General features: G+C 67.9%; 20 protein-coding genes and 3 tRNA genes. 3 read left to right on the top strand and 20 right to left on the bottom strand.

Annotation, left to right across the window (positions count from 1 at the left end; translation table 11 throughout):
• Positions 1 to 26 precede the first annotated feature (26 nt).
• Complete coding sequence (locus AC07DF_RS01360; protein WP_478965853.1) at positions 27 to 977, top strand: M48 family metalloprotease; 951 nt, start codon at positions 27 to 29, stop codon at positions 975 to 977.
• A 54-nt stretch (positions 978 to 1031) separates the two neighbouring features.
• Here the strand turns inward: AC07DF_RS01360 and AC07DF_RS01355 are convergent, their stop codons facing one another.
• From AC07DF_RS01355 to AC07DF_RS01305, 11 genes are all read right to left on the bottom strand, one after another.
• Positions 1032 to 4931, bottom strand: coding sequence for a DNA-directed RNA polymerase subunit beta' (locus AC07DF_RS01355; RefSeq protein ID WP_478965851.1), 3900 nt, complete (start codon positions 4929 to 4931; stop codon positions 1032 to 1034).
• A gap of 94 nt (positions 4932 to 5025) precedes the next feature.
• On the bottom strand, positions 5026 to 8511 hold the full coding sequence (rpoB, locus tag AC07DF_RS01350; protein WP_454358870.1) for a DNA-directed RNA polymerase subunit beta: 3486 nt from the start codon (positions 8509 to 8511) through the stop codon (positions 5026 to 5028).
• A gap of 572 nt (positions 8512 to 9083) precedes the next feature.
• Positions 9084 to 9473, bottom strand: a complete 390-nt coding sequence (rplL, locus tag AC07DF_RS01345; protein ID WP_391103515.1) for a 50S ribosomal protein L7/L12 — start codon at positions 9471 to 9473, stop codon at positions 9084 to 9086.
• 114 nt (positions 9474 to 9587) lie between these two features.
• A complete protein-coding gene (rplJ, locus tag AC07DF_RS01340) occupies positions 9588 to 10118 on the bottom strand; it encodes a 50S ribosomal protein L10 (protein ID WP_454358869.1) in 531 nt (176 codons plus the stop codon).
• Positions 10119 to 10438: 320 nt separating this feature from the next.
• Entirely contained in the window at positions 10439 to 11269 is an 831-nt protein-coding gene (locus AC07DF_RS01335; RefSeq protein WP_478965848.1) for an SCO4651 family lipoprotein, read from the bottom strand.
• Between the two features lie 93 nt (positions 11270 to 11362).
• Positions 11363 to 12229 carry an SCO4651 family lipoprotein gene (locus tag AC07DF_RS01330; protein WP_478965846.1) on the bottom strand — a complete coding sequence of 289 codons (867 nt, stop codon included), beginning with the start codon at positions 12227 to 12229 and terminating at the stop codon, positions 11363 to 11365.
• 128 nt (positions 12230 to 12357) lie between these two features.
• Complete coding sequence (gene rplA, locus AC07DF_RS01325; protein ID WP_215119478.1) at positions 12358 to 13083, bottom strand: 50S ribosomal protein L1; 726 nt, start codon at positions 13081 to 13083, stop codon at positions 12358 to 12360.
• A gap of 76 nt (positions 13084 to 13159) precedes the next feature.
• Positions 13160 to 13594, bottom strand: a complete 435-nt coding sequence (rplK, locus tag AC07DF_RS01320) for a 50S ribosomal protein L11 (RefSeq protein WP_031141270.1) — start codon at positions 13592 to 13594, stop codon at positions 13160 to 13162.
• Positions 13595 to 13755: 161 nt separating this feature from the next.
• Positions 13756 to 14580 carry a transcription termination/antitermination protein NusG gene (gene nusG / locus AC07DF_RS01315; protein WP_478965843.1) on the bottom strand — a complete coding sequence of 275 codons (825 nt, stop codon included), beginning with the start codon at positions 14578 to 14580 and terminating at the stop codon, positions 13756 to 13758.
• 80 nt (positions 14581 to 14660) lie between these two features.
• Positions 14661 to 14945 (bottom strand): preprotein translocase subunit SecE, encoded by a 285-nt coding sequence (gene secE, locus AC07DF_RS01310; RefSeq protein ID WP_104785540.1) that lies wholly within the window; start codon positions 14943 to 14945, stop codon positions 14661 to 14663.
• A gap of 108 nt (positions 14946 to 15053) precedes the next feature.
• Positions 15054 to 15126 (bottom strand) — tRNA-Trp (locus tag AC07DF_RS01305).
• A gap of 307 nt (positions 15127 to 15433) precedes the next feature.
• Here AC07DF_RS01305 and AC07DF_RS01300 point away from each other — a divergent pair.
• Both AC07DF_RS01300 and AC07DF_RS01295 read left to right on the top strand, forming a co-directional pair.
• Positions 15434 to 16660 (top strand): pyridoxal phosphate-dependent aminotransferase, encoded by a 1227-nt coding sequence (locus tag AC07DF_RS01300; protein WP_478965840.1) that lies wholly within the window; start codon positions 15434 to 15436, stop codon positions 16658 to 16660.
• A 142-nt stretch (positions 16661 to 16802) separates the two neighbouring features.
• The gene (locus tag AC07DF_RS01295; protein WP_478965835.1) at positions 16803 to 17834 is read left to right on the top strand and encodes an adenosine deaminase; all 1032 of its coding nucleotides are present in this window, start codon (positions 16803 to 16805) and stop codon (positions 17832 to 17834) included.
• 31 nt (positions 17835 to 17865) lie between these two features.
• On the opposite strand, the gene AC07DF_RS01290 is transcribed toward AC07DF_RS01295, so the two are convergent.
• The 9 genes from AC07DF_RS01290 to AC07DF_RS01250 all read right to left on the bottom strand — a co-directional run bounded on the left by AC07DF_RS01290 (position 17866) and on the right by AC07DF_RS01250 (position 23083).
• Positions 17866 to 18924 (bottom strand): UDP-N-acetylmuramate dehydrogenase, encoded by a 1059-nt coding sequence (locus tag AC07DF_RS01290; protein WP_478965833.1) that lies wholly within the window; start codon positions 18922 to 18924, stop codon positions 17866 to 17868.
• Between the two features lie 90 nt (positions 18925 to 19014).
• Positions 19015 to 19395, bottom strand: a complete 381-nt coding sequence (locus tag AC07DF_RS01285) for a DUF3291 domain-containing protein (protein WP_478965831.1) — start codon at positions 19393 to 19395, stop codon at positions 19015 to 19017.
• Positions 19396 to 19446: 51 nt separating this feature from the next.
• Positions 19447 to 20883: an MFS transporter gene (locus AC07DF_RS01280; protein ID WP_478965829.1), complete on the bottom strand. Its 1437-nt coding sequence runs from the start codon at positions 20881 to 20883 to the stop codon at positions 19447 to 19449.
• 92 nt (positions 20884 to 20975) lie between these two features.
• On the bottom strand, positions 20976 to 21530 hold the full coding sequence (locus AC07DF_RS01275) for a TetR/AcrR family transcriptional regulator (RefSeq protein ID WP_478965827.1): 555 nt from the start codon (positions 21528 to 21530) through the stop codon (positions 20976 to 20978).
• Between the two features lie 117 nt (positions 21531 to 21647).
• Positions 21648 to 22076 carry a MaoC family dehydratase gene (locus AC07DF_RS01270; protein ID WP_478967541.1) on the bottom strand — a complete coding sequence of 143 codons (429 nt, stop codon included), beginning with the start codon at positions 22074 to 22076 and terminating at the stop codon, positions 21648 to 21650.
• 8 nt (positions 22077 to 22084) lie between these two features.
• A complete protein-coding gene (locus AC07DF_RS01265) occupies positions 22085 to 22537 on the bottom strand; it encodes a MaoC family dehydratase N-terminal domain-containing protein (RefSeq protein WP_215119497.1) in 453 nt (150 codons plus the stop codon).
• A 100-nt stretch (positions 22538 to 22637) separates the two neighbouring features.
• A complete protein-coding gene (rpmG, locus tag AC07DF_RS01260; protein ID WP_003948671.1) occupies positions 22638 to 22802 on the bottom strand; it encodes a 50S ribosomal protein L33 in 165 nt (54 codons plus the stop codon).
• Positions 22803 to 22891: 89 nt separating this feature from the next.
• A tRNA-Met gene (locus AC07DF_RS01255) sits at positions 22892 to 22964 on the bottom strand.
• Between the two features lie 46 nt (positions 22965 to 23010).
• A tRNA-Thr gene (locus AC07DF_RS01250) sits at positions 23011 to 23083 on the bottom strand.
• Positions 23084 to 23219: the final 136 nt, after the last annotated feature.

Below are 23219 nucleotides of genomic sequence, written 5' to 3'. Positions count from 1 at the left end.
CCGCACGGGAAGGAAGGCCCATGCCCATGTCCGCACCGGTCCCCGACGACGATCTCCCCCGCCGCTCCGGCCGGGTCCACATAGCCGCACGCCGGCGCGGGGCGGACCTGACCGCCCTCGGCTCGCTGGCGCTGCACCTCCCCCACGTCACCACCAGCCTGGCCGTCGTCTTCGTCGTGTCGTACGCAATGGGCCGGCTGAGCGATCTGCCCTGGTGGCTTCTCTTCGGCTGCTGGGTCCTGAGCGGGGCCCTGGTCTTCCACCGGCCGTGCGAGCGGCTCCTGGCCCGGTGGCTGTTCGGCCTGCGCTACCCCACGCCGGAGGAGGACGGGCGGCTGTGGCCCGTCTGGCGCGAGGTGACCGCCCGGGCCGGAGTGGACGCGGGCGCGTATCAGCTCTGGATGGAGGAGAGCGACGAGATCAACGCCCTGGCGGCGGCCGGTCACATCGTCGGCGTGACCAGTCACTCGCTGCGGACGCTGACGCCCGCCCAGCTCGCCGGCGTCCTCGCCCACGAACTCGGGCACCACACGCGGGGACACGCGTGGGCCTCGCTGCTGTCCCTCTGGTACGCGCTGCCGGCCCGGCTCGCCTGGCGGCTGCTGCTCCTGCTGTGCACCCGGCTGGGCCGGCTCCCTACGGGTGCGGCCGCCGTGGTGATCGGCGTGGCCGGGGCCGTTCTGATCGCGCTGGCGACCGCCACGTACGGGCTGATCTTCCTGCCGCTGGCGACGCCCTACCTGGTGGCGGCGGTCGCCCGGCGGTCCGAGCTGCGGGCCGACGACCACGCGGCGGGACTTGGCTTCGCGCCCCAGCTCATGGCCGTACTGCACCAGGAGCGCGAACGGGAGGTCACGGCCACCGCCCCGGGCCTCGCCTTCACGAAAGGCGGAATGATCACGCGGCTGCTCGACTCGCACCCCGATGTGCACACCCGGCTCCACCGCCTGCAGGCCCATCTGGACAGCCGGCGCTGACACGCCGAAGGGCGGCCACCCCAAGGTGACCGCCCTCCGGTTCAAACGACTCGCTTACTGGTTGTACGGACCGTAGTCGTAGTCCTCCAGCGGAACGGCCTGGCCGGAGCCCGTGCCGAACGGCGAGTAGTCGATGTCGTCGTAGCCGACGGCCGAGTACATCGCGGCCTTGGCCTCCTCGGTCGGCTCGACCCGGATGTTGCGGTAGCGGGACAGACCCGTACCGGCCGGGATGAGCTTACCGATGATGACGTTCTCCTTGAGGCCGATGAGGCTGTCGGACTTGGCGTTGATCGCCGCGTCCGTCAGGACTCGGGTCGTCTCCTGGAAGGAGGCGGCCGACAGCCAGGATTCCGTCGCCAGCGAGGCCTTGGTGATACCCATCAGCTGCGGACGACCGGAGGCCGGGTGACCGCCCTCCTGGACCACACGACGGTTCTCGGTCTCGAACTTCGAGCGCTCGACCAGCTCGCCGGGCAGCAGCTCGGCGTCGCCCGACTCGATGATCGTCACGCGGCGGAGCATCTGCCGGATGATGATCTCGATGTGCTTGTCGTGGATCGACACACCCTGCGAGTTGTAGACCTTCTGGACCTCGCCGACCAGGTGGACCTGGACGGCACGCTGGCCCAGGATGCGCAGCACGTCGTGCGGGTTGGTGGCACCCACGGTGAGCTTCTGGCCCACCTCGACGTGCTCGCCCTCGCTGACCAGGAGACGGGCACGCTTCGAGATCGGGAACGCCGTCTCGTCGCTGCCGTCGTCCGGGGTGACGACGATCTTCTTGGTCTTCTCGGTCTCCTCGATCCGGACGCGGCCGGAGGCCTCGGAGATCGGGGCGACACCCTTCGGGGTACGGGCCTCGAAGAGCTCGACGACACGCGGCAGACCCTGGGTGATGTCGTCACCGGCCACACCACCGGTGTGGAAGGTACGCATCGTCAGCTGGGTACCGGGCTCACCGATGGACTGGGCGGCGATGATGCCGACCGCCTCACCGATGTCGACCAGCTTGCCGGTGGCCAGCGAACGGCCGTAGCACATGGCACAGGTGCCGACGTGCGACTCGCAGGTCAGGATCGAGCGGGTCTTGACCTCCTCGACACCGTGGTGCACGAGCTGGTCGATGAGCACGTCGCCCAGGTCCACGTTGGCCGGCGCGATCACCTTGCCGTCGATGACGACGTCCTGGGCGAGCATGCGGGCGTAGACGCTGGTCTCGACGTCCTCGGCCTTGCGCAGGACACCGGACTCGTCCTTCGAGGCGATCCGCAGCTTCAGACCGCGCTCGGTGCCGCAGTCCTCCTCGCGGATGATGACGTCCTGGGAGACGTCGACCAGACGACGGGTCAGGTAACCCGAGTCGGCGGTACGCAGAGCGGTGTCCGCCAGACCCTTACGGGCACCGTGCGTGGAGATGAAGTACTCCAGCACGGACAGACCCTCACGGAACGACGCCTTGATCGGACGCGGGATCGTCTCGTTCTTCGCGTTCGACACCAGACCACGCATACCGGCGATCTGACGCATCTGCATCATGTTGCCTCGTGCACCCGAGTTCACCATCATGAAGATCGGGTTGGTCTTCGGGAAGTTGTCGTTCATCGCCTCGGCGACCTCGTTGGTCGCCTTGGTCCAGATCGCGATGAGCTCCTGCGTGCGCTCGTCCTTGGTGATCAGACCGCGCTCGTACTGCTTCTGGACCTTCTCGTCCTGCGCCTCGTACCCGCGGACGATCTCCTTCTTCGCCTCGGGAACGACGACGTCGGAGATGGCCACGGTGACGCCGGAGCGGGTCGCCCAGTAGAAGCCGGCCGCCTTCAGGTTGTCGAGCGTCGCCGCCACGATGACCTTGGGGTAGCGCTCGGCGAGGTCGTTGACGATCTCGGAGAGCTGCTTCTTGCCGACCTCGTAGTCGACGAACGGGTAGTCCTCGGGCAGCAGCTCGTTGAAGAGCGCACGGCCCAGGGTGGTGTTCAGCCGGAAGCTGTCACCCTGCTGCCACTCGGGCTCGCCCTCCTCACGCGCCGGCGGCATCCAGCCACGCGGCGGGATGGTGCCCACCGGGAAGCGGACGTCGATCTTCGACTGGAGCGACAGCTCGCCCGCGTCGAAGGCCATGATCGCCTCGGCGACCGAGGCGAAGGAACGGCCCTCGCCCTTGAGGTCGCGCATCTCGCCGTCGGTGGTGAGGAAGAACAGACCGAGGACCATGTCCTGGGTCGGCATCGTCACCGGACGGCCGTCGGCGGGCTTGAGGATGTTGTTCGAGGACAGCATCAGGATGCGGGCCTCGGCCTGCGCCTCCGCGGACAGCGGCAGGTGCACGGCCATCTGGTCACCGTCGAAGTCCGCGTTGAACGCGGTGCAGACGAGCGGGTGAATCTGAATGGCCTTGCCCTCGACCAGCTGCGGCTCGAAGGCCTGGATGCCGAGGCGGTGCAGCGTGGGCGCACGGTTCAGCAGAACCGGGTGCTCCGCGATGACCTCTTCCAGCACGTCGTACACGACCGTGCGGCCGCGCTCGACCATGCGCTTGGCGCTCTTGATGTTCTGCGCGTGGTTCAGGTCGACCAGGCGCTTCATCACGAACGGCTTGAAGAGCTCCAGCGCCATCGCCTTCGGCAGACCGCACTGGTGCAGCTTCAGCTGCGGACCGACGACGATCACGGAACGCGCGGAGTAGTCCACACGCTTACCGAGCAGGTTCTGACGGAAGCGGCCCTGCTTACCCTTCAGCATGTCGCTGAGGGACTTCAGGGGGCGGTTACCGGGACCGGTGACCGGACGACCACGACGGCCGTTGTCGAACAGCGCGTCGACGGCCTCCTGGAGCATGCGCTTCTCGTTGTTCACGATGATCTCGGGCGCACCGAGGTCGAGAAGCCGCTTCAGTCGGTTGTTCCGGTTGATCACACGGCGGTACAGGTCGTTCAGGTCGGAGGTCGCGAAGCGGCCACCGTCCAGCTGCACCATCGGGCGAAGGTCCGGCGGGATGACCGGCACGCAGTCGAGCACCATGCCCTTGGGGCTGTTGCTGGTCTGCAGGAACGCGGAGACGACCTTCAGGCGCTTGAGCGCACGGGTCTTCTTCTGGCCCTTGCCGGTACGGATGATCTCGCGGAGCTTCTCGGCCTCCTCGTCGAGGTCGAAGGACTCCAGGCGCTTCTGCAGCGCCGCGGCACCCATCGAGCCGTCGAAGTACGTGCCGAAGCGGTCACGCAGCTCGCGGTAGAGCAGCTCGTCGCCCTCGAGGTCCTGGACCTTGAGGTTCTTGAAGCGGTTCCACACCTCGTCGAGACGGTCGATCTCGCGCTGCGCACGGTCACGCAGCTGCTTCATCTCACGCTCGGCACCCTCGCGCACCTTGCGGCGCACGTCCGCCTTGGCGCCCTCGGCCTCCAGCTCGGCCAGGTCGGTCTCGAGCTTCTTGGCGCGGGCCTCCAGGTCGGCGTCGCGGCGCTGCTCGATCTGCTGGCGCTCGACGGAGACGTGGGCCTCCAGCGAGGGCAGGTCGCGCGTACGGCGCTCCTCGTCGACGTACGTGATCATGTACGCGGCGAAGTAGATGACCTTCTCGAGGTCCTTCGGGGCCAGGTCGAGCAGGTAGCCCAGACGCGACGGGACGCCCTTGAAGTACCAGATGTGCGTGACGGGCGCTGCCAGCTCGATGTGGCCCATCCGCTCACGACGCACCTTGGCGCGGGTGACCTCGACGCCACAGCGCTCACAGATGATGCCCTTGAAGCGGACGCGCTTGTACTTGCCGCAGTAGCACTCCCAGTCCCGGGTCGGACCGAAGATCTTCTCGCAGAAGAGTCCGTCCTTTTCGGGCTTGAGGGTGCGGTAGTTGATGGTCTCGGGCTTCTTGACCTCGCCGTGGCTCCACTGACGGATGTCGTCAGCGGTGGCCAGACCGATCCGGAGCTCGTCGAAGAAGTTGACGTCGAGCACTATGCGTCAATCCCTCTCAGGGTTGTAAGTCATGGGGTCTGATACGGGGGTCCTGGGGCCGGCGGCCTTCATGACGAAGGCCGCCGAACTCCCGTCAGACCTCTTCGACGCTGCTCGGCTCGCGCCGGGACAGGTCGATGCCAAGCTCCTCCGCAGCACGGAAGACGTCCTCGTCGGTGTCGCGCATCTCGATGGACATGCCGTCCGAGGACAGCACCTCCACGTTGAGGCACAGGGACTGCATCTCCTTGATGAGCACCTTGAAGGACTCGGGGATGCCGGGCTCGGGAATGTTCTCGCCCTTGACGATGGCCTCGTAGACCTTCACGCGGCCGGTCACGTCGTCGGACTTGATGGTCAGCAGCTCCTGGAGGGCGTACGCGGCGCCGTAAGCCTCCAGCGCCCACACCTCCATCTCACCGAAGCGCTGGCCACCGAACTGGGCCTTACCACCCAGCGGCTGCTGGGTGATCATCGAGTACGGACCGGTCGAACGGGCGTGCAGCTTGTCGTCGACCAGGTGGTGCAGCTTCAGGATGTACATGTAGCCGACCGAGATCGGCTCCGGGAACGGCTCGCCGGAGCGGCCGTCGAACAGCGGCGCCTTACCGGTCGGGAGCACCATGCGCTCGCCGTCGCGGTTCGGGATCGTGTGGTTCAGCAGACCCGCCAGCTCGTCCTCACGCGCACCGTCGAAGACGGGGGTGGCGACGTTGGTGCCGGGCTCGACCTTGTCGGCCTCGATGGCCTGGAGGCGCTGCGCCCAGTCGTCCGCCAGACCGGAGACGTCCCAGCCGCGGCTGGCGAGCCAGCCGAGGTGGATCTCCAGGACCTGTCCCGGGTTCATTCGGGACGGCACACCGAGCGGGTTGAGGATGATGTCGACCGGGGTGCCGTCCTCCAGGAACGGCATGTCCTCGATCGGCAGGATCTTCGAGATGACGCCCTTGTTGCCGTGGCGGCCGGCGAGCTTGTCACCGTCGGTGATCTTGCGCTTCTGCGCGACGTAGACGCGCACCAGCTGGTTCACACCGGGGGGAAGCTCGTCGCCCTCCTCGCGGTCGAAGACGCGGACGCCGATGACCTTGCCGGTCTCGCCGTGCGGCACCTTCAGCGAGGTGTCACGGACCTCACGGGCCTTCTCACCGAAGATCGCGCGCAGCAGGCGCTCCTCGGGCGTCAGCTCGGTCTCACCCTTGGGCGTGACCTTGCCGACGAGGATGTCACCGGCGATGACCTCGGCACCGATACGGATGATGCCGCGCTCGTCGAGGTCGGCGAGGACCTCCTCGGAGACGTTCGGGATGTCCCGGGTGATCTCCTCGGGGCCGAGCTTGGTGTCACGGGCGTCGACCTCGTGCTCCTCGATGTGGATCGAGGAGAGGACGTCGTCCTGCACGAGGCGCTGCGACAGGATGATCGCGTCCTCGTAGTTGTGACCCTCCCACGGCATGAACGCCACGAGCAGGTTCTTGCCCAGGGCCATCTCGCCGTGCTGGGTGGCCGGACCGTCGGCGAGGATCTGGCCCTCGATGATCCGGTCGCCCTCGTTGACGATGACCTTCTGGTTGACCGAGGTGCCCTGGTTGGAGCGGGCGAACTTGGCCAGGCGGTACGTGATGTACGTGCCGTCGTCGTTGGCGGTGGTGATGTAGTCCGCGGAGACCTCCTGGACCACACCGGGCTTCTCGGCCTTGACCACGTCGCCGGCGTCGGCGGCGGAGCGGTACTCCATGCCGGTGCCGACGAGCGGGGACTCGGACTTAATCAGCGGCACGGCCTGACGCATCATGTTCGCGCCCATGAGGGCACGGTTGGCGTCGTCGTGCTCGAGGAACGGGATCATGGCGGTCGCGACCGACACCATCTGGCGCGGCGAGACGTCCATGTAGTCCACGTCTTCGCCGGTGACGTAGTCGACCTCGCCGCCCTTACGGCGAACCAGCACCCGGGCCTCGGCGAAGCGGAGCTCGTCCGTCAGCGGCGCGTTGGCCTGCGCGATGACGAAGCGGTCCTCCTCGTCGGCGGTCAGGTAGTCCACCTGGTCGGTGACCTGGCCCTCGAAGACCTTGCGGTACGGGGTCTCGACGAAACCGAACGCGTTGACCCGGCCGTAGGTGGCGAGCGAGCCGATCAGACCGATGTTCGGGCCTTCAGGCGTCTCGATCGGGCACATGCGGCCGTAGTGCGAGGGGTGCACGTCACGGACTTCGAAGCCCGCCCGCTCACGGGACAGACCACCCGGGCCGAGCGCGGACAGACGCCGCTTGTGCGTCAGACCCGACAGCGGGTTGTTCTGGTCCATGAACTGGGACAGCTGGCTGGTGCCGAAGAACTCCTTGATGGAGGCGACGACCGGCCGGATGTTGATCAGGGTCTGCGGCGTGATCGCCTCGACGTCCTGGGTCGTCATCCGCTCGCGGACGACACGCTCCATACGCGCCAGACCCGTACGGACCTGGTTCTGGATGAGCTCGCCGACGCTGCGCAGACGACGGTTGCCGAAGTGGTCGATGTCGTCGGTCTCGACGACGATCGACGTACCGCTGTCGCCGACCGTCTCGGTCTCGCCCGCGTGCAGCTTCACCAGGTACTTGATCGTCGAGATGACGTCCTCGACGGTCAGGATGCCGGCGTCGAGCGGAGCGTCCGCGCCCAGCTTCTTGTTGACCTTGTAGCGGCCGACCTTCGCGAGGTCGTAGCGCTTGGGGTTGAAGTACAGGTTCTCAAGGAGCGTCTGCGCGGCCTCACGCGTGGGGGGCTCGCCCGGACGCAGCTTGCGGTAGATGTCGAGCAGCGCGTCGTCCTGGCCCTGGGTGTGGTCCTTCTCCAGGGTGGCGCGCATGGACTCGTACTCGCCGAACTCCTCCAGGATCTGCTCGGTCGTCCAACCGAGAGCCTTGAGCAGGACGGTGACGGACTGCTTGCGCTTGCGGTCGATGCGGACACCGACCATGTCGCGCTTGTCGATCTCCATCTCCAGCCAGGCACCCCGGGACGGGATGATCTTGGCGGAGAAGATGTCCTTGTCGGACGTCTTGTCGATCGAGGAGTCGAAGTAGACACCGGGCGAACGGACCAGCTGCGACACCACGACACGCTCGGTGCCGTTGATGACGAAGGTGCCCTTGTTCGTCATGAGCGGGAAGTCGCCCATGAAGACGGTCTGGGACTTGATCTCGCCGGTCTCGTTGTTCGTGAACTCGGCGGTGACGAAGAGTGGAGCCGCGTACGTGAAGTCGCGCTCCTTGCACTCGTCGATCGAGTTCTTCGGCGGCTCGAAGCGGTGGTCACGGAAGGTCAGCGACATCGACCCGCTGAAGTCCTCGATCGGGGAGATCTCCTCGAAGATCTCCTCGAGCCCGGACTTGGTGGGGACGTCCTGACCGTTGTCCAGAGCCTCCTCGACCCGACTCTGCCAAGCGGTGTTGCCGAGCAGCCAGTCGAAGCTCTCGGTCTGCAGCGCGAGCAGGTTCGGAACCTCGAGAGGCTCCTTGATCTTTGCAAAGGAAATGCGCAGCGGGGCGGTGCTGGCGCCGTTGTTCGTATTCGCGGTCGAGGCGTTGCGCGAGGCGGCCAAGAGGGGGTCCTTCCGAGGGCTCGGACTCACTACGCGCGTACCGGCCCCTCTCCCGTACACAGAGACAAGCTGAGTCGGTCCGGCCAAAAGGCCAGGTCAGACAGTCTTGTCGTCGATGCTCGGGTGAGGGCAGACCCCTGGTGACGGGCAGGGGACAGCTAACAGGCAGCGCAAAGGGTCAGTGTAGCCACTTGGCACACTGATGTCCAGTCCGGGTTTTCACGCCCGTGTTGACCCTCGTTGTTCCACTCCTGCGACAAGGCGCTGCCCTCAACGCACGTTGATACTGCCCTCTTCGTCGTCGATCCATGCCTCGGATACGGATCCTTGTGACGACGCGTCCTGAGAATTGCGCGCTGCGTGCGGTTCGTCAAGGCCCCCCTGCCCGAACCGGGGCTGCCCGGAGACACGACGAAGATCACCATACCCCCCGCCACTGAGGGTGCAAGGCAACCGTGGCCGGACCCCGGGAACGCCGAAGAGCGACCACCCGGATGGATGATCGCTCTTGAGCGCTTACGCGTTACACGCCCAGGGGGACGTGTCGTGGATCCTGGCGGATCCGAGAGGTCTTACTTGACCTCGACGGAGGCACCGGCGCCCTCGAGGGACTCCTTCGCCTTGTCGGCGGCCTCCTTGGCGACCTTCTCCAGAACCGGCTTCGGCGCACCGTCGACCAGGTCCTTGGCCTCCTTCAGGCCGAGGGAGGTCAGCTCGCGCACGACCTTGATGACCTGGATCTTCTTGTCGCCGGCGCCCGTGAGGATGACATCGAACTCGTCCTGCTCCTCGGCGGCCTCGGCGGCGGCGCCACCAGCGGCACCACCGGCGACGACGACCGGCGCGGCAGCGGCGGCGGTGACGTCGAACTTCTCCTCGAAGGCCTTCACGAACTCGGAGAGCTCGATGAGGGTCATCTCTTCGAACTGGGCGAGCAGGTCGTCCTGGCTGAGCTTCGCCATGATGGCGGTCCTTCCACTAAATCGGCTGGTGCCGGATGTACATGTGAGGCGGGCGTACGTCTGGCCCGCGACGGCCTCCGCGTTCAGGCAGCGGGGGCCGGGATGCGAGCCGAGTTACTCGGCACCGCCCTGCTCGCCCTGCTTGGCACGGAGCGCGTCCACGGTGCGGACGAGCTTCGACGGCAGCGCCTGGAAGACGGAGGCAGCCTGAGACTGCTTGCCCTTCATGGCACCGGCCAGCTTGGAGAGCAGAACCTCGCGGGACTCGAGGTCCGCAAGCTTCTTGATGTCGTCGGCGGACAGCGCCTTGCCATCAAGGACACCGCCCTTGATGACGAGGTTGGGGTTGTCCTTGGCGAAGTCACGGAGACCCTTCGCCGCCTCGACCGGGTCACCGGTCACGAAGGCGACGGCCGACGAACCCGTGAAGAGGTCGTCGATCGTGTTGATCCCGGCCTCATTGGCCGCAATCTTGGTCAGCGTGTTCTTCGCCACACGGTAGTTAGCGTTCTCACCGAGTGAACGACGCAGCTGCTGCAGCTGCGCCACGGTGAGACCGGTGTACGCGGTGACGACGGCACCGTTGGAGTTGCGGAACTTGTCCCGCATCTCCTCGACGGCATCGACCTTGTCAGGCCTCGCCATGAGCCTCGGCCTCCTTCCGGGTGATTCGGACCGCGCGGACCCGAAGGAGGACTGGGGAAAACGAAACGCCCCGGCGCAAGCGCACGGGGCGTAGCTCGACCGGTCGTCCGGCCGCACGGGGCGGCGGAATCCAGGAGCTCTTCCAGTGTCACCTGCGCGGGTCGTCCGCCGTTCAGCGGATCCTTCGGCCACCGCGCCCTCTTCCGAGCACGCGGTAACGACCAGCGGTCTTTGGCTTCTACAGGAGGGTACGGGAACGGATCGCCGTCAAGCAAATCCGCCCGTACGGCTCCGTCGTACGACCGGCTGTGCGGGCTGGATCAGCCCTGCTCCAGCTCCTTGAACATGCCGGCGAGGTCAGCGACCTCCTTGGCGGGCGGCGCCTTGACGTCCACCGGCTTGTTGTAGTCGAGGAAGGTGATGGTCATGTCGAGCGGGCCCTTGTCGGCGTCACCCTTCAGGCGGAACTGCTTGGTGTGGTCGTCGCCGTCGATCCACATGTCCATCGTGAGCTTGTCGACGCCGAGCTTCTCGTACTTCTTGACGCTCTTCTCGCGCTGCTCGCGGACGTCCGCCTTCGCGTCCTTGAAGGAGGCGCGCAGGTCGGCGAGGGTGACCGTGCCCGAGTAGTGGGTCGTCTCGACACCGTCGACCTTCTCGGAGCCCACCTTCTTCACGTCCTTGGCGCCCGTGAGGAAGGCGGACTCGGCCGCCGGGTTCTGCTCGGCCTGGCTCGTGCTGCTGCCCATCTGGTCCAGTTCCTTGCCGGCCTCGGACCCGGACAGGTCGAACTTCATCCAGCGCTTGCCGTCCATCTCCTTGGCCATCTCGGCTCCCCCACCGAGGTACATGGCCTTGTCGACGAGGCGGATCTCCATGGCCTCGCTGGTTCCCTTGTCGGGCGCCGTCATCTTCATGCTCAGGGCGATCGTGGGCTTCAGGCGCATCGACGCCTCGCCCTTGACCCGGCCCTCACCCGGCGTCGTGCCGCTCAGGCGGTACCGGAGGGACGTGATGTCCTCCGTGTTCTTCGCCGCCTTGGCGACGGCGGCCGTGGGCGTCATCTCCGGCGACTGCTCGGATCCGCAGCCGACCGCGCCGGCGGCGAGAAGCAGTGCGCCCAGCCCGGCGGCGGGTATGGATGTCCTCATTGATTCCCCCCAAGGAATACATGATTGCTTCACAGCAAGGCGGTGAGCTTATCCCAGAGGGGCACAAGTGACCTATCCGAATTCACTGCAGCCTCAGGGCGTACCGGGTGTACCGGCCTTCTTCCGCATCAGGTCCGTGAAGTCCCCGGTGTCGGAGAGCGGGGGCCGCTGGGCCGGGACCCGCACGCCGTAGTCGCGGTAGTGCGCGGTCTGGGTCATCCGGCCCGTGGTCATCCGCGCCTTCTCCGTCTTCTTGACCAGAAGATTCCGCTCGTCGATCCAGATGTCGACGGTCTCGGTGGTGACGCCGGCCTCGGTGAGCTGCTTCTTCAGGCCGTCGTCGGTGACGTCCGCCGTGGCCACGGTGCCGGAGTAGTGCGTGGCGGTCCGGCCGCGTACGGTCTCCTCGCCGACCTTCCGGACGTCCCCGGAGGCCAGCAGGAGTTTCACGGACTGGTTGGGCGTGGTGGTGCGCATCTGGTCGCCGAGAGGGGCCCCGGAGCCACCGGTGAGGGCTTCGAGATCGTCGTACGCGTACCGGATCCAGTGTCTGCCGCCGGCCTGCTCGGCGAACTTGTCGCCCATGCGCGCGTAGTACGCGTCGGGCAGGTAGCGGGCCTCCATCGAGGTGGTGCCGAGCCCGCGCATGGTGTCGGCGATCGTGCCGCCGGTGTAGGTGATGGTGAGGGTCCCGGTGATGCCGTCGCTCCAGCCGAGGGTGCCGTCGGCGGTCATGGACATCAGCGAGCCCATGGTCGTCGTCGACTCGACGCGGGCAGACTCGGCTCGCGCCGTGGCCCGTTCGGCGGAGCGCAGGGCTGCCAGGGAGGTGCCTCGGGCGGCACGGTCGTCCTCGCCCCGGCGGTCGGAGGCGTCCGAGAAGGTGCAGGCGGCCACCCCCGTCAGCGCGGTCGCCAGCGCGAGCACCTGGCCCACGCGGCGCACGGTCCTGCCCTGCATACGTCCCCCCGTTCGCATCCGGTTCCCGCACGTTAACCCAGGCCACCGGCGTACGTACCGGAAAAGGGAACGGGCCCCGCACCTGTAAGAGGTGCGGGGCCCGTGACCGGTTGGGCGAGCCGTCAGGCTCAGACCGCGGCCGGGTCCTCCTCGACGAGGAGGTTGCGGGTGCGGTTGGAGTCGACCGGAATGCCGGGGCCCATCGTGGTGCTGATGGCGGCCTTCTTGATGTAGCGACCCTTGGCGGCGGACGGCTTCAGACGGAGGATCTCCTCCAGCGCCGCGCCGTAGTTCTCCACCAGCTTGGTGTCGTCGAACGACGTCTTGCCGATGATGAAGTGCAGGTTCGAGTGCTTGTCGACGCGGAACTCGATCTTGCCGCCCTTGATGTCGTTGACAGCCTTGGTGACATCGGGGGTGACGGTGCCGGTCTTCGGGTTCGGCATCAGACCACGCGGACCGAGCACACGGCCGAGGCGGCCGACCTTGCCCATGAGGTCCGGGGTGGCGACGACGGCGTCGAAGTCCAGACGGCCCTTCGACACCTCGTCGATCAGCTCGTCGGCGCCGACGATGTCGGCGCCCGCGGCACGAGCGGCCTCGGCACGGTCACCGGTCGCGAAGACCAGGACCCGGGCGGTCTTACCGGTGCCGTGCGGGAGGTTCACGGTGCCACGGACCATCTGGTCGGCCTTGCGCGGGTCGACACCCAGGCGGAAGGCGACCTCGACGGTGCCGTCGAACTTGGTCGTGGAGGTCTCCTTGGCGAGACGGACGGCCTCGAGCGGGGCGTAGAGCTTCTCCCGGTCGATCTTGGCGTCCGCAGCGCGAAGGGACTTGCTGCGCTTGCTCACTACTGCTCCTGTGGATTCTTAGGAGTCGTGGTCCGGGCCGAGCCGGCCCTGCCACTTCTGCTGATGGAGTTGGGGCTCAGTCCTCGACCGTGACGCCCATGGAACGGGCGGTGCCGGCGATGATCTTCGCGGCGGCGTCCAGGTCGTTGGCGTTGAGGTCGGGCATCTTGGTCGTGGCGATCTCACGGACCTGGTCACGCGTGATCTTCGCGACCTTGGTCTTGTGCGGCTCGCCCGAGCCCTTCTCGATGCCCGCGGCCTTCAGGATCATCTTGGCGGCCGGCGGGGTCTTGGTGATGAAGGTGAAGGAACGGTCCTCGTAGACCGTGATCTCCACCGGGATGACCCAGCCACGCTGCGACTCGGTCGCGGCGTTGTACGCCTTGCAGAACTCCATGATGTTGACGCCGTGCTGGCCCAGCGCGGGGCCGACCGGCGGGGCCGGGTTGGCGGCACCGGCCTGGATCTGGAGCTTGATGAGCCCCGTGACCTTCTTCTTCTTGGGAGGCATTGCTCTCTCCGGGTCCTAGTGAGAGTTTTCCAGCCTCCGAACCGGATCATCCGGATGGAGGCATACCGCACAACGATAACGGGTATCCATGTGCGGCCAAAAACCGAGCAGGTCAGGCAGGCTCCAGGAGCCCGCCTGACCTGCTCGGAAGCTGGTGTCCGCTAGTTCTTCTGGATCTGGTCGAAGGAGAGCTCGACCGGCGTCTCGCGGCCGAAGATCTCCACGAGGCCCTTGACCTTCTTCGAGTCCGGGTTGATCTCGTTGATGGTCGCCTGCAGCGTGGCGAACGGGCCGTCGGTGACGGTGACCGAGTCGCCGACCTCGAAGTCCAGCACCTGGACCTCGACCTTGCGGGACGGAGCCGGCTTGCCCTCGGCCTCGGCGGCCTCGCGGGCGGCCTTCTCCTCGGCCTCCGGGGCGAGCATCTTGACGATCTCGTCCAGGGTCAGCGGGTACGGGTCGTAGGCGTTGCCCACGAAGCCGGTGACGCCGGGGGTGTTGCGGACGACGCCCCAGGACTCGTTCGTCAGGTCCATGCGGACGAGGACGTAGCCCGGGAGCTTGTTCTGCTTGATCGTCTTGCGCTCGCCGTTCTTGATCTGCGCGACCTCTTCCTGCGGCACCTCGGCCTGGAAGATGAAGTCCTCGACGTTCAGCGAGACGGCGCGCTGCTCGAGGTTGGTCTTCACGCGGTTCTCGTAGCCGGCGTAGGTGTGGATGACGTACCACTCGCCGGGCAGGACGCGCAGTTCCTCGCGGAGCTTCTCGATCGGGTCGCGGTCGTCCTCGGGCTCTTCCTCGGGCTCGTCCGCGGCCTCTTCGCCGGCCTCGGACTCCGCTTCGGCGTCGTCGTCCGCGACGGCGTCGGCAGCCTCGACCTCGGCAGAGGTCTCGGTGTCCTCGCTGTCCGCGCCCTCGACGGTGTCGAGCTCGTCCTCGACGGACTCGACAGGCTCGATGGCGTCGTTCACGTTCGGGTCAGACACGGTGGCTGCTTCTTCCTGGATACATAGGGGTGGAACATGCGAAAGGAGCGCCGGGTACCTCGGCGCTCTTCGCGGGCTGCTCAGCCGAACACGTACTTGGCGGCGTTGCTGAGTCCATAGTCAATCACGGTGACCAGGCCGATCATGATGACGACAAAGATGATCACCACGGTCGTGTACGTCGTCAGCTGGTTGCGCGTCGGCCAGACGACCTTGCGCAGCTCCGCGACGATCTGGCGGTAGAAGAGGGCCAGGCGCTTCAGCGGGCCCTTCTTGCCGCGCTTGCCGCCCTTGCGGGCCTTCTTGGACTCCGGCGCCTCATCCTGGGCATCAGGCATGTCGATGGAGCCCACGGCGTCCGTCACTCGTCCTCACCTGATTCCGGGTCGTGGCCGTGCCGCGCCCGGTCTGAGCCGCACGGCGGTGCATTGCTGTACGTACATGCGCACACATCCTGGCGAAGGTGTGTGTAGCAGGGCCGGAGGGACTTGAACCCCCAACCGCTGGTTTTGGAGACCAGTGCTCTACCAATTGAGCTACGACCCTTTGTGTGTCCCCCAACGTACCGCATCCATCCGGATGCGTGGTGTGCACCGAACGGGCGCGGCCTGCTGAAGGCCAACGAGGTGAGAGTGTACGTGGTCTGCGGCCGGTCGTCGAACAGAAAGGGCCCGCGGGAGCCCTCGTCGGCGCGAGATCGCCCCGGGAACAGGGGGCGGGCGGCGGGGCATCAGGCTGAAGATCGCCCAGGCCGGGCGGTCGATCCGTACTGTTGTCCAGGGGTTTGCCCGACGTTGTTCAGTCTGTGAAACCCCCGTGCCGCGAGCGTTTCCGGTCTGAAACGATGGGGCGCATGAGCCCTGCAACCCCTCCCACCGAGCGCCGGGTCTCCGCCCGAGTCGGCGCGATCTCCGAGTCCGCCACCCTCGCCGTGGACGCCAAGGCCAAGGCCCTCAAGGCAGCCGGGCGGCCGGTGATCGGCTTCGGCGCCGGTGAGCCCGACTTCCCGACTCCGGACTACATCGTCCAGGCGGCCATCGAGGCCTGCTCGAACCCGAAGTACCACCGCTACACGCCGGCCGGTGGCCTCCCCGAGCTGAAGGCCGCGATCGCCGCGAAGACGCTGCGCGACTCGGGCTACGAGGTCGACGCGTCGCAGATCCTCGTGACCAACGGCGGCAAGCAGGCCATCTACGAGGCCTTCGCCGCGATCCTGGACCCGGGTGACGAGGTCATCGTGCCCGCGCCGTACTGGACGACCTACCCGGAGTCGATCCGGCTGGCCGGGGGTGTCCCGGTGGAGGTCGTCGCCGACGAGACGACCGGCTACCGGGTGTCCGTGGAGCAGCTGGAGGCGGCCCGCACGGAGAAGACCAAGGTCGTCCTCTTCGTGTCGCCCTCCAACCCGACGGGCGCGGTGTACAGCGAGACCGAGACCGAGGCGATCGGCCGCTGGGCCGCCGAGCACGGCCTGTGGGTGCTGACCGACGAGATCTACGAGCACCTCGTCTACGGCGACGCCTCCGCCGTGTCGCTGCCGGCCGTGGTGCCCGAGCTGCGCGACAAGTGCGTCGTGGTCAACGGTGTCGCGAAGACGTACGCCATGACCGGCTGGCGGGTCGGGTGGATCATCGGCCCGAAGGACGTGGTCAAGGCCGCGACGAACCTGCAGTCCCACGCCACGTCGAACGTGTCCAACGTGGCGCAGGTGGCCGCGCTGGCCGCCGTCTCCGGTGACCTGGACGCCGTGGCGAAGATGCGCGAGGCGTTCGACCGGCGCCGCAAGACCATCGTGCGGATGCTGAACGAGATCGACGGCGTGGTGTGCCCGGAGCCTGAGGGCGCGTTCTACGCGTACCCGTCGGTGAAGGCCCTGGTCGGCAAGGAGATCCGGGGGCGCCGGCCCAAGGACACGGTCGAGCTGGCCGCGCTGATCCTGGAGGAGTCCGAGGTCGCGGTGGTGCCGGGCGAGGCGTTCGGCACGCCCGGGTATCTGCGGCTGTCGTACGCGCTGGGTGACGAGGATCTCGTCGAGGGCGTGAGCCGGATCCAGAAGCTGCTGGCGGAGGCCAGGGACTGATTCAGCCTGCTCACGTGAGTAGGTCGGAGGCGGGCCGTTCCCCTTGTGGGGAGCGGCCCGCTTCGTCGTGTGCGCGTGCGAGCAAGACCACGTTCGGGGAAAACGCTGTCGAGACGGCTTTGGCATACGGCAGGATCCTGGGATGGAGCGTGTACGTGATGTCTCTGAACTGCCGAAAGCCCACCTGCACCTGCACTTCACCGGGTCGATGCGGCCCTCGACCGTGCTGGAACTGGCCGACAAGTACGGGGTGCGCCTGCCCGACGCGCTGAGCGAGGCGCTGGTCAGCGGGGAGCCGCCGAGACTGCGGGCGACGGACGAGCGGGGCTGGTTCCGCTTTCAGCGGCTGTACGACGCGGCGCGCTCGTGCCTTCGGGAGCCGGAGGACATCCAGCGGCTGGTGCGGGAGGCCGCGGAGGAGGATCTGCGGGACGGCTCGGGGTGGCTGGAGATCCAGGTCGACCCGACGTCGTACGCACCGCGGCTGGGGGGTCTGATCCCGGCGCTGGAGGTCATCCTCGACGCGGTGGAGACGACCTCGCGTGAGACGGGCCTCGGTATGCGGGTCCTGGTCGCGGCGAACCGGATGAAGCACCCGCTGGACGCGCGCACGCTGGCCCGGCTGGCGGTGCGGTACGCGGAGCGGGGCGTGGTCGGCTTCGGGCTCTCCAACGACGAACGGCGGGGGATGGCGCGGGACTTCGACCGGGCGTTCGCCATCGCGCGGGAGGCCGGGCTGCTGTCGGCGCCGCACGGGGGCGAGCTGACGGGGCCGTCGTCGGTGCGGGACTGTCTGGACGACCTGGGTGCGAACCGGGTGGGGCACGGGGTCCGGGCGGCGGAGGATCCGCGGCTGCTGAAGCGTCTGGCCGACCGGGGTGTGACGTGTGAGGTGTGCCCGGCGTCGAACGTGGCGCTCGGTGTCTACGAGAAGCCGGAGGACGTGCCTCTGCGGACCCTGTTCGAGGCGGGAGTCCCGATGGCTCTGGGCGCGGACGATCCACTGCTGTTCGGGTCCCGGCTGGCGGCGCAGTACGAGATCGCCCGGCAGCATCACGGGTTCACGGACGCGGAGCTGGCGGAGGTGGCCCGGCAGTCGATCCGGGGGTCGGCGGCACCGGAGGATGTGAAGGAGAAGCTGCTGGCGGGCGTGGACGGCTGGCTGCTGTCCTAGCGCCCGGCCTCTCCTGCTCGAGGCCGGCCTCCTACAGGAGGCTGACCCCGACCGTCACCGGCTCGTTGACCAGTGTGATGCCGAAGGCCTCGTGGACCCCGGCCACGACCTCACGGGCCAGGGTGAGGAGGTCCTCCGTGGTCGCGCTCCCCCGGTTGGTGAGGGCCAGGGTGTGCTTAGTGGAGATGCGGGCGGGGCCGTCGCCGTAGCCCTTGGTGAAGCCCGCCTTGTCGATCAGCCAGGCGGCGGAGGTCTTGGTGTGGCCCTCTCCCGCCGGGTAGGCGGGGGGCTCGGCGTCGTCGCCCAGGCGCTGCTTCACGCGCGCGCGGAACGTCGCGAAGTCGCTGTTCGTGAGGATCGGGTTGGTGAAGAACGAGCCGGCCGACCAGGTGTCGTGGTCCTCGGCGTCCAGGACCATGCCCTTGCCGGCGCGCAGCTTGAGCACCGTCTCGCGAGCCGACGCGAGCGGGACCCGGTCGCCGGCATCGACTCCGAGGGCGCGGGCCGTCTCGGCGTACCTGAGGGGGGCGGAGAGGCCGCCCGCGTCCTCCAGGGAGAAGCGCACGCGCAGCACCACGTAGCGCTCCGGGTCGGACTTGAAGCGGCTGTGGCGGTAGGAGAAGGCGCAGTCCTCGTTGGCCAGGGTGACCGTCTCGCCGGTCCGGCGGTCGTACGCGACGACCTCGGTGATCGTCGAGGAGACCTCCTGGCCGTACGCCCCGACGTTCTGGATGGGGGTCGCGCCCGCCGAGCCGGGGATGCCGGCCAGGCACTCGATACCGGCGAGGCCCGCCTCGACCGTGCGGGCGACGGCGTCGGTCCACACCTCGCCGGCGGCCAGCTCCAGCCGCGTGCCGTCCAGGGAGAAGCCCTGGGTGGCGATGACGAGGGCGGTGCCCTCGAAGCCCTTGTCACCGATGACCAGGTTCGAACCGCCGCCGATGAGCAGCAGGGGGGTGCCCGCCTCGTCGGCCTCGCGGACGGCGGCGATCACCTCGTCGTCCGTCGTCGCGGTGATCAGCCGGGTCGCGGGACCGCCCAGCCGGAAGGTGGTCAGCGGGGCGAGGGGGGCGTCGTGGAGTTCCTGCACGGGCTCAAGAGTACGAGACGGCACTGACGGGCTCGGGCACGCGTACGTGCGGCCCTTCGACGGGACGTGGGCCGCACGCGCGCGTGGCTGTCAGGGCAGGCGCCGGAACGCCTCGGACCAGGAGAGCGGGAGGTCGTCGGTCCTCGCCTGCCAGGTGGTGAACGCCGCGTCCCTCATCTGCGGCGCGAGGCCCCGGGCAGCCGGCCGGTGGGCGCCCGAGCGGACGAAGTCGTCGAGCGCCGCCTTCGACTCCCAGGCGGACAGCGTCCAGAAGGTCCGCTTGAGGGGCTTCGCCATCAGGGTGGCCCCGTAGGCGCCCGGGCTGCTGCGCACCTGCCGCCAGACGGCGGGCGTTCCGGCGAAGAACTTGAGCGCTCCCCACAGGGTGCGGGTCTCGAACCGGGAGGCGAAGACGTGCACCTCTGTGTCGTGGGGCGGGGTGTTCGGGACGGTCCAGGGAAGGGTGGGCATGGCCGTTCCTCCTTCGGGTCGTCAGCTGTCGTGGGCTCAGTGGGAAACGGTTCAGCGGGACGCGGTTTCGAGTGCACGCGCCGGTTCGGCCGGGGCCGCCTGCCGCTCGGTGTGCCGCCGGGTCGGGATCAGCAGGGCCGCGATGCCCGCGAGGCCGACCACCGCCGAGCCCGTCACCAGGGCCGGCCGCATGCCGTCGACGAAGGTCTGGCCGGATTCGTAGCCGCCCTGGGCCGCGAAGATCGACGCCATGACGGCGATGCCGAGCGCTCCGCCCACCTCGCGCAGGGCGTTGTTCGCGCCGGAGGCGATGCCCTGCTCCTGGGGCCGGACGCTGGACATCACCAGGTGCGCGGCGGGGGCGAAGTACAGGGCCATGCCGATGCCGCTGACGATCAGGGCGGGCAGCTGCGCGGTGTAGGAGGCGTCCGCCGTGGCCACGACCGACATGTAGCCGAGGCCCAGGGCTTGCAGGAACAGGCCGGCGGCGACGACCGGGCGGCCTCCGATGCGGTCCGCGAGGATGCCGGCGATCGGGGCGACCAGCATCGGCATACCGGTCCAGGGCAGCATCCTGAGGCCCGCCTCGGTGGGCGAGTAGCCGAGGACGCCCTGCATGTACTGGCTGAGCAGGAAGATCGAGCCGAACATGCCGAGGAACATCAGCAGGCTCGCCGCGTTGATGCCGGCGAACGCCCGGGAGCGGAAGAGCCGCATCGGCAGCATGGGGTTCTTGGCGCGGGTGCTGTAGAGGACGAAGCCGACGAGCAGTGCGGTGCCCGCGAACAGGCCCGTCAGGACCAGCGAGCCGGTCCAGCCGTCGACGGGGCCGCGGACCAGGCCGTAGACGATCCCGAAGAGACCGCCGCTGGCGAGCAGGGTGCCGGGGACGTCGAGCGGGGAGCCGGTGCCGTGCGACTCGGCGAGGCGGAGGCGGGCGAGCGGCAGCAGGGCCAGGCCCAGTGGGACGTTCAGCCAGAAGATCCACTGCCAGGAGATGTGTTCGGTGAGGGTGCCGCCGACCAGCGGCCCGGAGGCGACGGCCAGTCCGTTGACGGCGCCCCAGATGCCGTACGCCATGCCCCGCTTGGCCTCGGGCACGGCGGCGGTCAGCAGGGTGAGCGTCAGCGGCATCATGACGGCCGCGCCGGCGCCCTGGACCGCCCGGGCGGCGATGAGGGAGTCGATGCCGGGTGCCATGGCCGCCGCGGCGGAGGCCCCGGTGAAGATGGCGAGTCCCACTATGAAGAGGCGGCGGCGGCCGAAGCGGTCGCCGAGGGCCGCGCCGAACATCAGCAGGACGGCGAAGGTGAGCGTGTAGGCGCTCACGGTCCATTCCAGATCGTGCAGGGCGCCACCGAGGTCCTCGCGGATGGAGGGCAGGGCGGTGGTGACGACGAGGTTGTCGAGAGCCGCCATGAATCCGGCGACGCTGGTGATGACGAGGGCCCAGGCGGCTCCCCCGCGACGTGCGGTCTGCTGTGACATCGCTCCCCCAGAGAGTGATTCGCTTGATCGATTAGTTATTGATTACTAACTTTCGAGGTCGCAAAAAGGCCGGGCATCCTCGCCCTTTCTTGTCAGCTGCCGGGCTCCGAGGGGCTGAATCCCGCCCAGACCCGGTGATCGGCCGGGAAGCCCATGGCCGTCAGGCAGTTGATGAGCATGCCCTGGGCCAGGAAGGTCGTCGTCTCGTGGGCGTCGGCACCCAGCGGCAGGTGGACGGTGTCCCACAGCCGCATCCAGCCCGCGCGCACGGCCTCGCCGAACTCGTGGTCTCCCTCTTCCTCGGCGGCCGCCACGGCGAGGTACATCTGCATCTGCATCATCAGCAACTCGGGCTGCTCGGAGATGGCCTCGACGTACGCGCCGCCCATGGCATGGCGGGCCTCTTCGCCCTCCAGCCCCTCGGCGGCCTCCGCGAACATCCGGATGGTGTCCTCGACGCACCGCCGGGCCGCCGCCAGGAAGATCGCCTTCTTGCCCGGGAAGAGCCGGAAGAGATACGGCTGCGAGACGCCGACCCGGCGGGCGATCGCCTCGGTCGACGTGCCGTGGTAGCCGCCGCGCGCGAACTCGGTCGTCGCCGCACGAATGACGCTCTCGCGCCTCTCCTCCGCACTCATCCTGGCCATGGAAATAAGTTAGTACTCAATCACTAACTACGTCAAGGGGAGCGCCCGGGCCTCCGTACGCGTAAGGGGCGCCCCGCAATGGAGAGCGCCCCTTACCCGTCACCGGTCTTCCCCGGCTCAGGCCAGCCGCACGACCGCCCGCGACATGCCCAGCACCTTCTGTCCCGCGCTGGTCGCCGTCAGGTCCACGCGGACGGTGTTGTCGTCGAGCTTGGCCGCGATCTTGCCCGCGACCTCGATCAGGGCGCCCTCTTCGTCGTTCGGGACGACGACCGGTTTGGTGAAGCGGACGCCGTACTCGACGACCGCGCCCGGGTCGCCGGCCCAGTCGGTGACCACGCGGATCGCCTCGGCCATGGTGAACATGCCGTGCGCGATGACGTCCGGCAGGCCGACCTCCTTGGCGAACTTCTCGTTCCAGTGGATCGGGTTGAAGTCGCCGGAGGCGCCCGCGTACTGGACGAGGTTCGCGCGGGTCACGGGGAAGGTCTGCGCGGGCAGTTCGGTGCCGACCTCGACGTCGGAGTAGGAGATCTTCGCCGTCATGGGATCGCTCACGCCTCCTCGGCCGCGCGGGCCACGAGCTTGGTCCAGGCGGTCACGACGTGCTCGCCGGCCTCGTCGTGGACCTCGCCGCGGATGTCCAGGATGTCGTTGCCCGCGAGGGACTTGACGGCCTCGATGGTCGAGGTGACCGTGAGCCGGTCACCGGCGCGGACCGGGCGGCGGTAGGCGAACTTCTGGTCGCCGTGCACCACCCGGCTGTAGTCCAGACCGAGCTGGGGGTCCTGGACGACCTGGCCTGCGGCCTTGAAAGTGATCGAGAAGACGAAGGTCGGCGGCGCGATCACGTCGGGGTGGCCGAGTTCCTTGGCCGCCTCCGCGTCCGTGTACGCCGGGTTGGCGTCCCCGACGGCCTCGGCGAACTCACGGATCTTCTCCCGGCCCACTTCGTAGGGCGCGGTGGGCGGGTACGTCCGCCCCACGAAGGACTGGTCGAGCGCCATGGCTCGGCACCTCCTGGTTGCTCTACTGACCGGTACGGGTCATTCAACGACGCGAGGCCGCCCCCGATCACTCGGGAGCGGCCTCGCGTACGAGCCTGATTTATCGCGTTTCGCGGTGCGCGGTGTGCGCGTTGCAACGCGGGCAGTGCTTCTTCATCTCAAGACGGTCCGGGTTGTTACGCCGGTTCTTCTTGGTGATGTAGTTCCGCTCCTTGCACTCCACGCAGGCCAGCGTGATCTTCGGGCGGACGTCGGTGGCAGCCACGTGAGTGCTCCTTGACGAACGGATGGGATGGTTTAACGCATAGAAGAGTAGCCGATCGAAGGACCGACCCCGCAATCGGCTACTGTCAGTAGCGGTGACCGGACTTGAACCGGTGACACAGCGATTATGAGCCGCTTGCTCTACCGACTGAGCTACACCGCTGTGATGCGATCGGGTCCCGCCTCGCGACGGGAACCTCACACACCAGAGCCCCAAAACGGAATCGAACCGTTGACCTTCTCCTTACCATGGAGACGCTCTGCCGACTGAGCTATTGGGGCGAGCGATGAAGACATTACACGGTCGGAAGCCGTTCACCCAAATCCGTTTCGGGGTACCCGCCGCGGGCGCTCGGACCGTCCTGCCGGCGGCCTCGCGAGCGCCTTCCCTTCCGCTTCCCTTCCGCACAGCGGGCCA

This window comes from Streptomyces sp. NPDC044719, from assembly GCF_056433405.1.
This window is presented reverse-complemented; position numbering and strand designations above follow the sequence as displayed.

Bases quoted from the DNA above. Each gene is read 5' to 3' on its own strand.
- AC07DF_RS01360 (WP_478965853.1), top strand. From the start codon at position 27: ATGTCCGCACCGGTCCCCGACGACGATCTCCCCCGCCGCTCCGGCCGG.
- AC07DF_RS01265 (WP_215119497.1), bottom strand. From the start codon at position 22,537: ATGGCGCTCGACCAGTCCTTCGTGGGGCGGACGTACCCGCCCACCGCG.
- AC07DF_RS01285 (WP_478965831.1), bottom strand. From the start codon at position 19,395: ATGCCCACCCTTCCCTGGACCGTCCCGAACACCCCGCCCCACGACACA.
- AC07DF_RS01295 (WP_478965835.1), top strand. From the start codon at position 16,803: ATGGAGCGTGTACGTGATGTCTCTGAACTGCCGAAAGCCCACCTGCAC.
- AC07DF_RS01280 (WP_478965829.1), bottom strand. From the start codon at position 20,883: ATGTCACAGCAGACCGCACGTCGCGGGGGAGCCGCCTGGGCCCTCGTC.
- rplJ (WP_454358869.1), bottom strand. From the start codon at position 10,118: ATGGCGAGGCCTGACAAGGTCGATGCCGTCGAGGAGATGCGGGACAAG.
- rplL (WP_391103515.1), bottom strand. From the start codon at position 9,473: ATGGCGAAGCTCAGCCAGGACGACCTGCTCGCCCAGTTCGAAGAGATG.
- AC07DF_RS01270 (WP_478967541.1), bottom strand. From the start codon at position 22,076: ATGACGGCGAAGATCTCCTACTCCGACGTCGAGGTCGGCACCGAACTG.
- AC07DF_RS01300 (WP_478965840.1), top strand. From the start codon at position 15,434: ATGAGCCCTGCAACCCCTCCCACCGAGCGCCGGGTCTCCGCCCGAGTC.
- AC07DF_RS01335 (WP_478965848.1), bottom strand. From the start codon at position 11,269: ATGAGGACATCCATACCCGCCGCCGGGCTGGGCGCACTGCTTCTCGCC.
- rplK (WP_031141270.1), bottom strand. From the start codon at position 13,594: ATGCCTCCCAAGAAGAAGAAGGTCACGGGGCTCATCAAGCTCCAGATC.
- AC07DF_RS01275 (WP_478965827.1), bottom strand. From the start codon at position 21,530: ATGGCCAGGATGAGTGCGGAGGAGAGGCGCGAGAGCGTCATTCGTGCG.
- AC07DF_RS01330 (WP_478965846.1), bottom strand. From the start codon at position 12,229: ATGCAGGGCAGGACCGTGCGCCGCGTGGGCCAGGTGCTCGCGCTGGCG.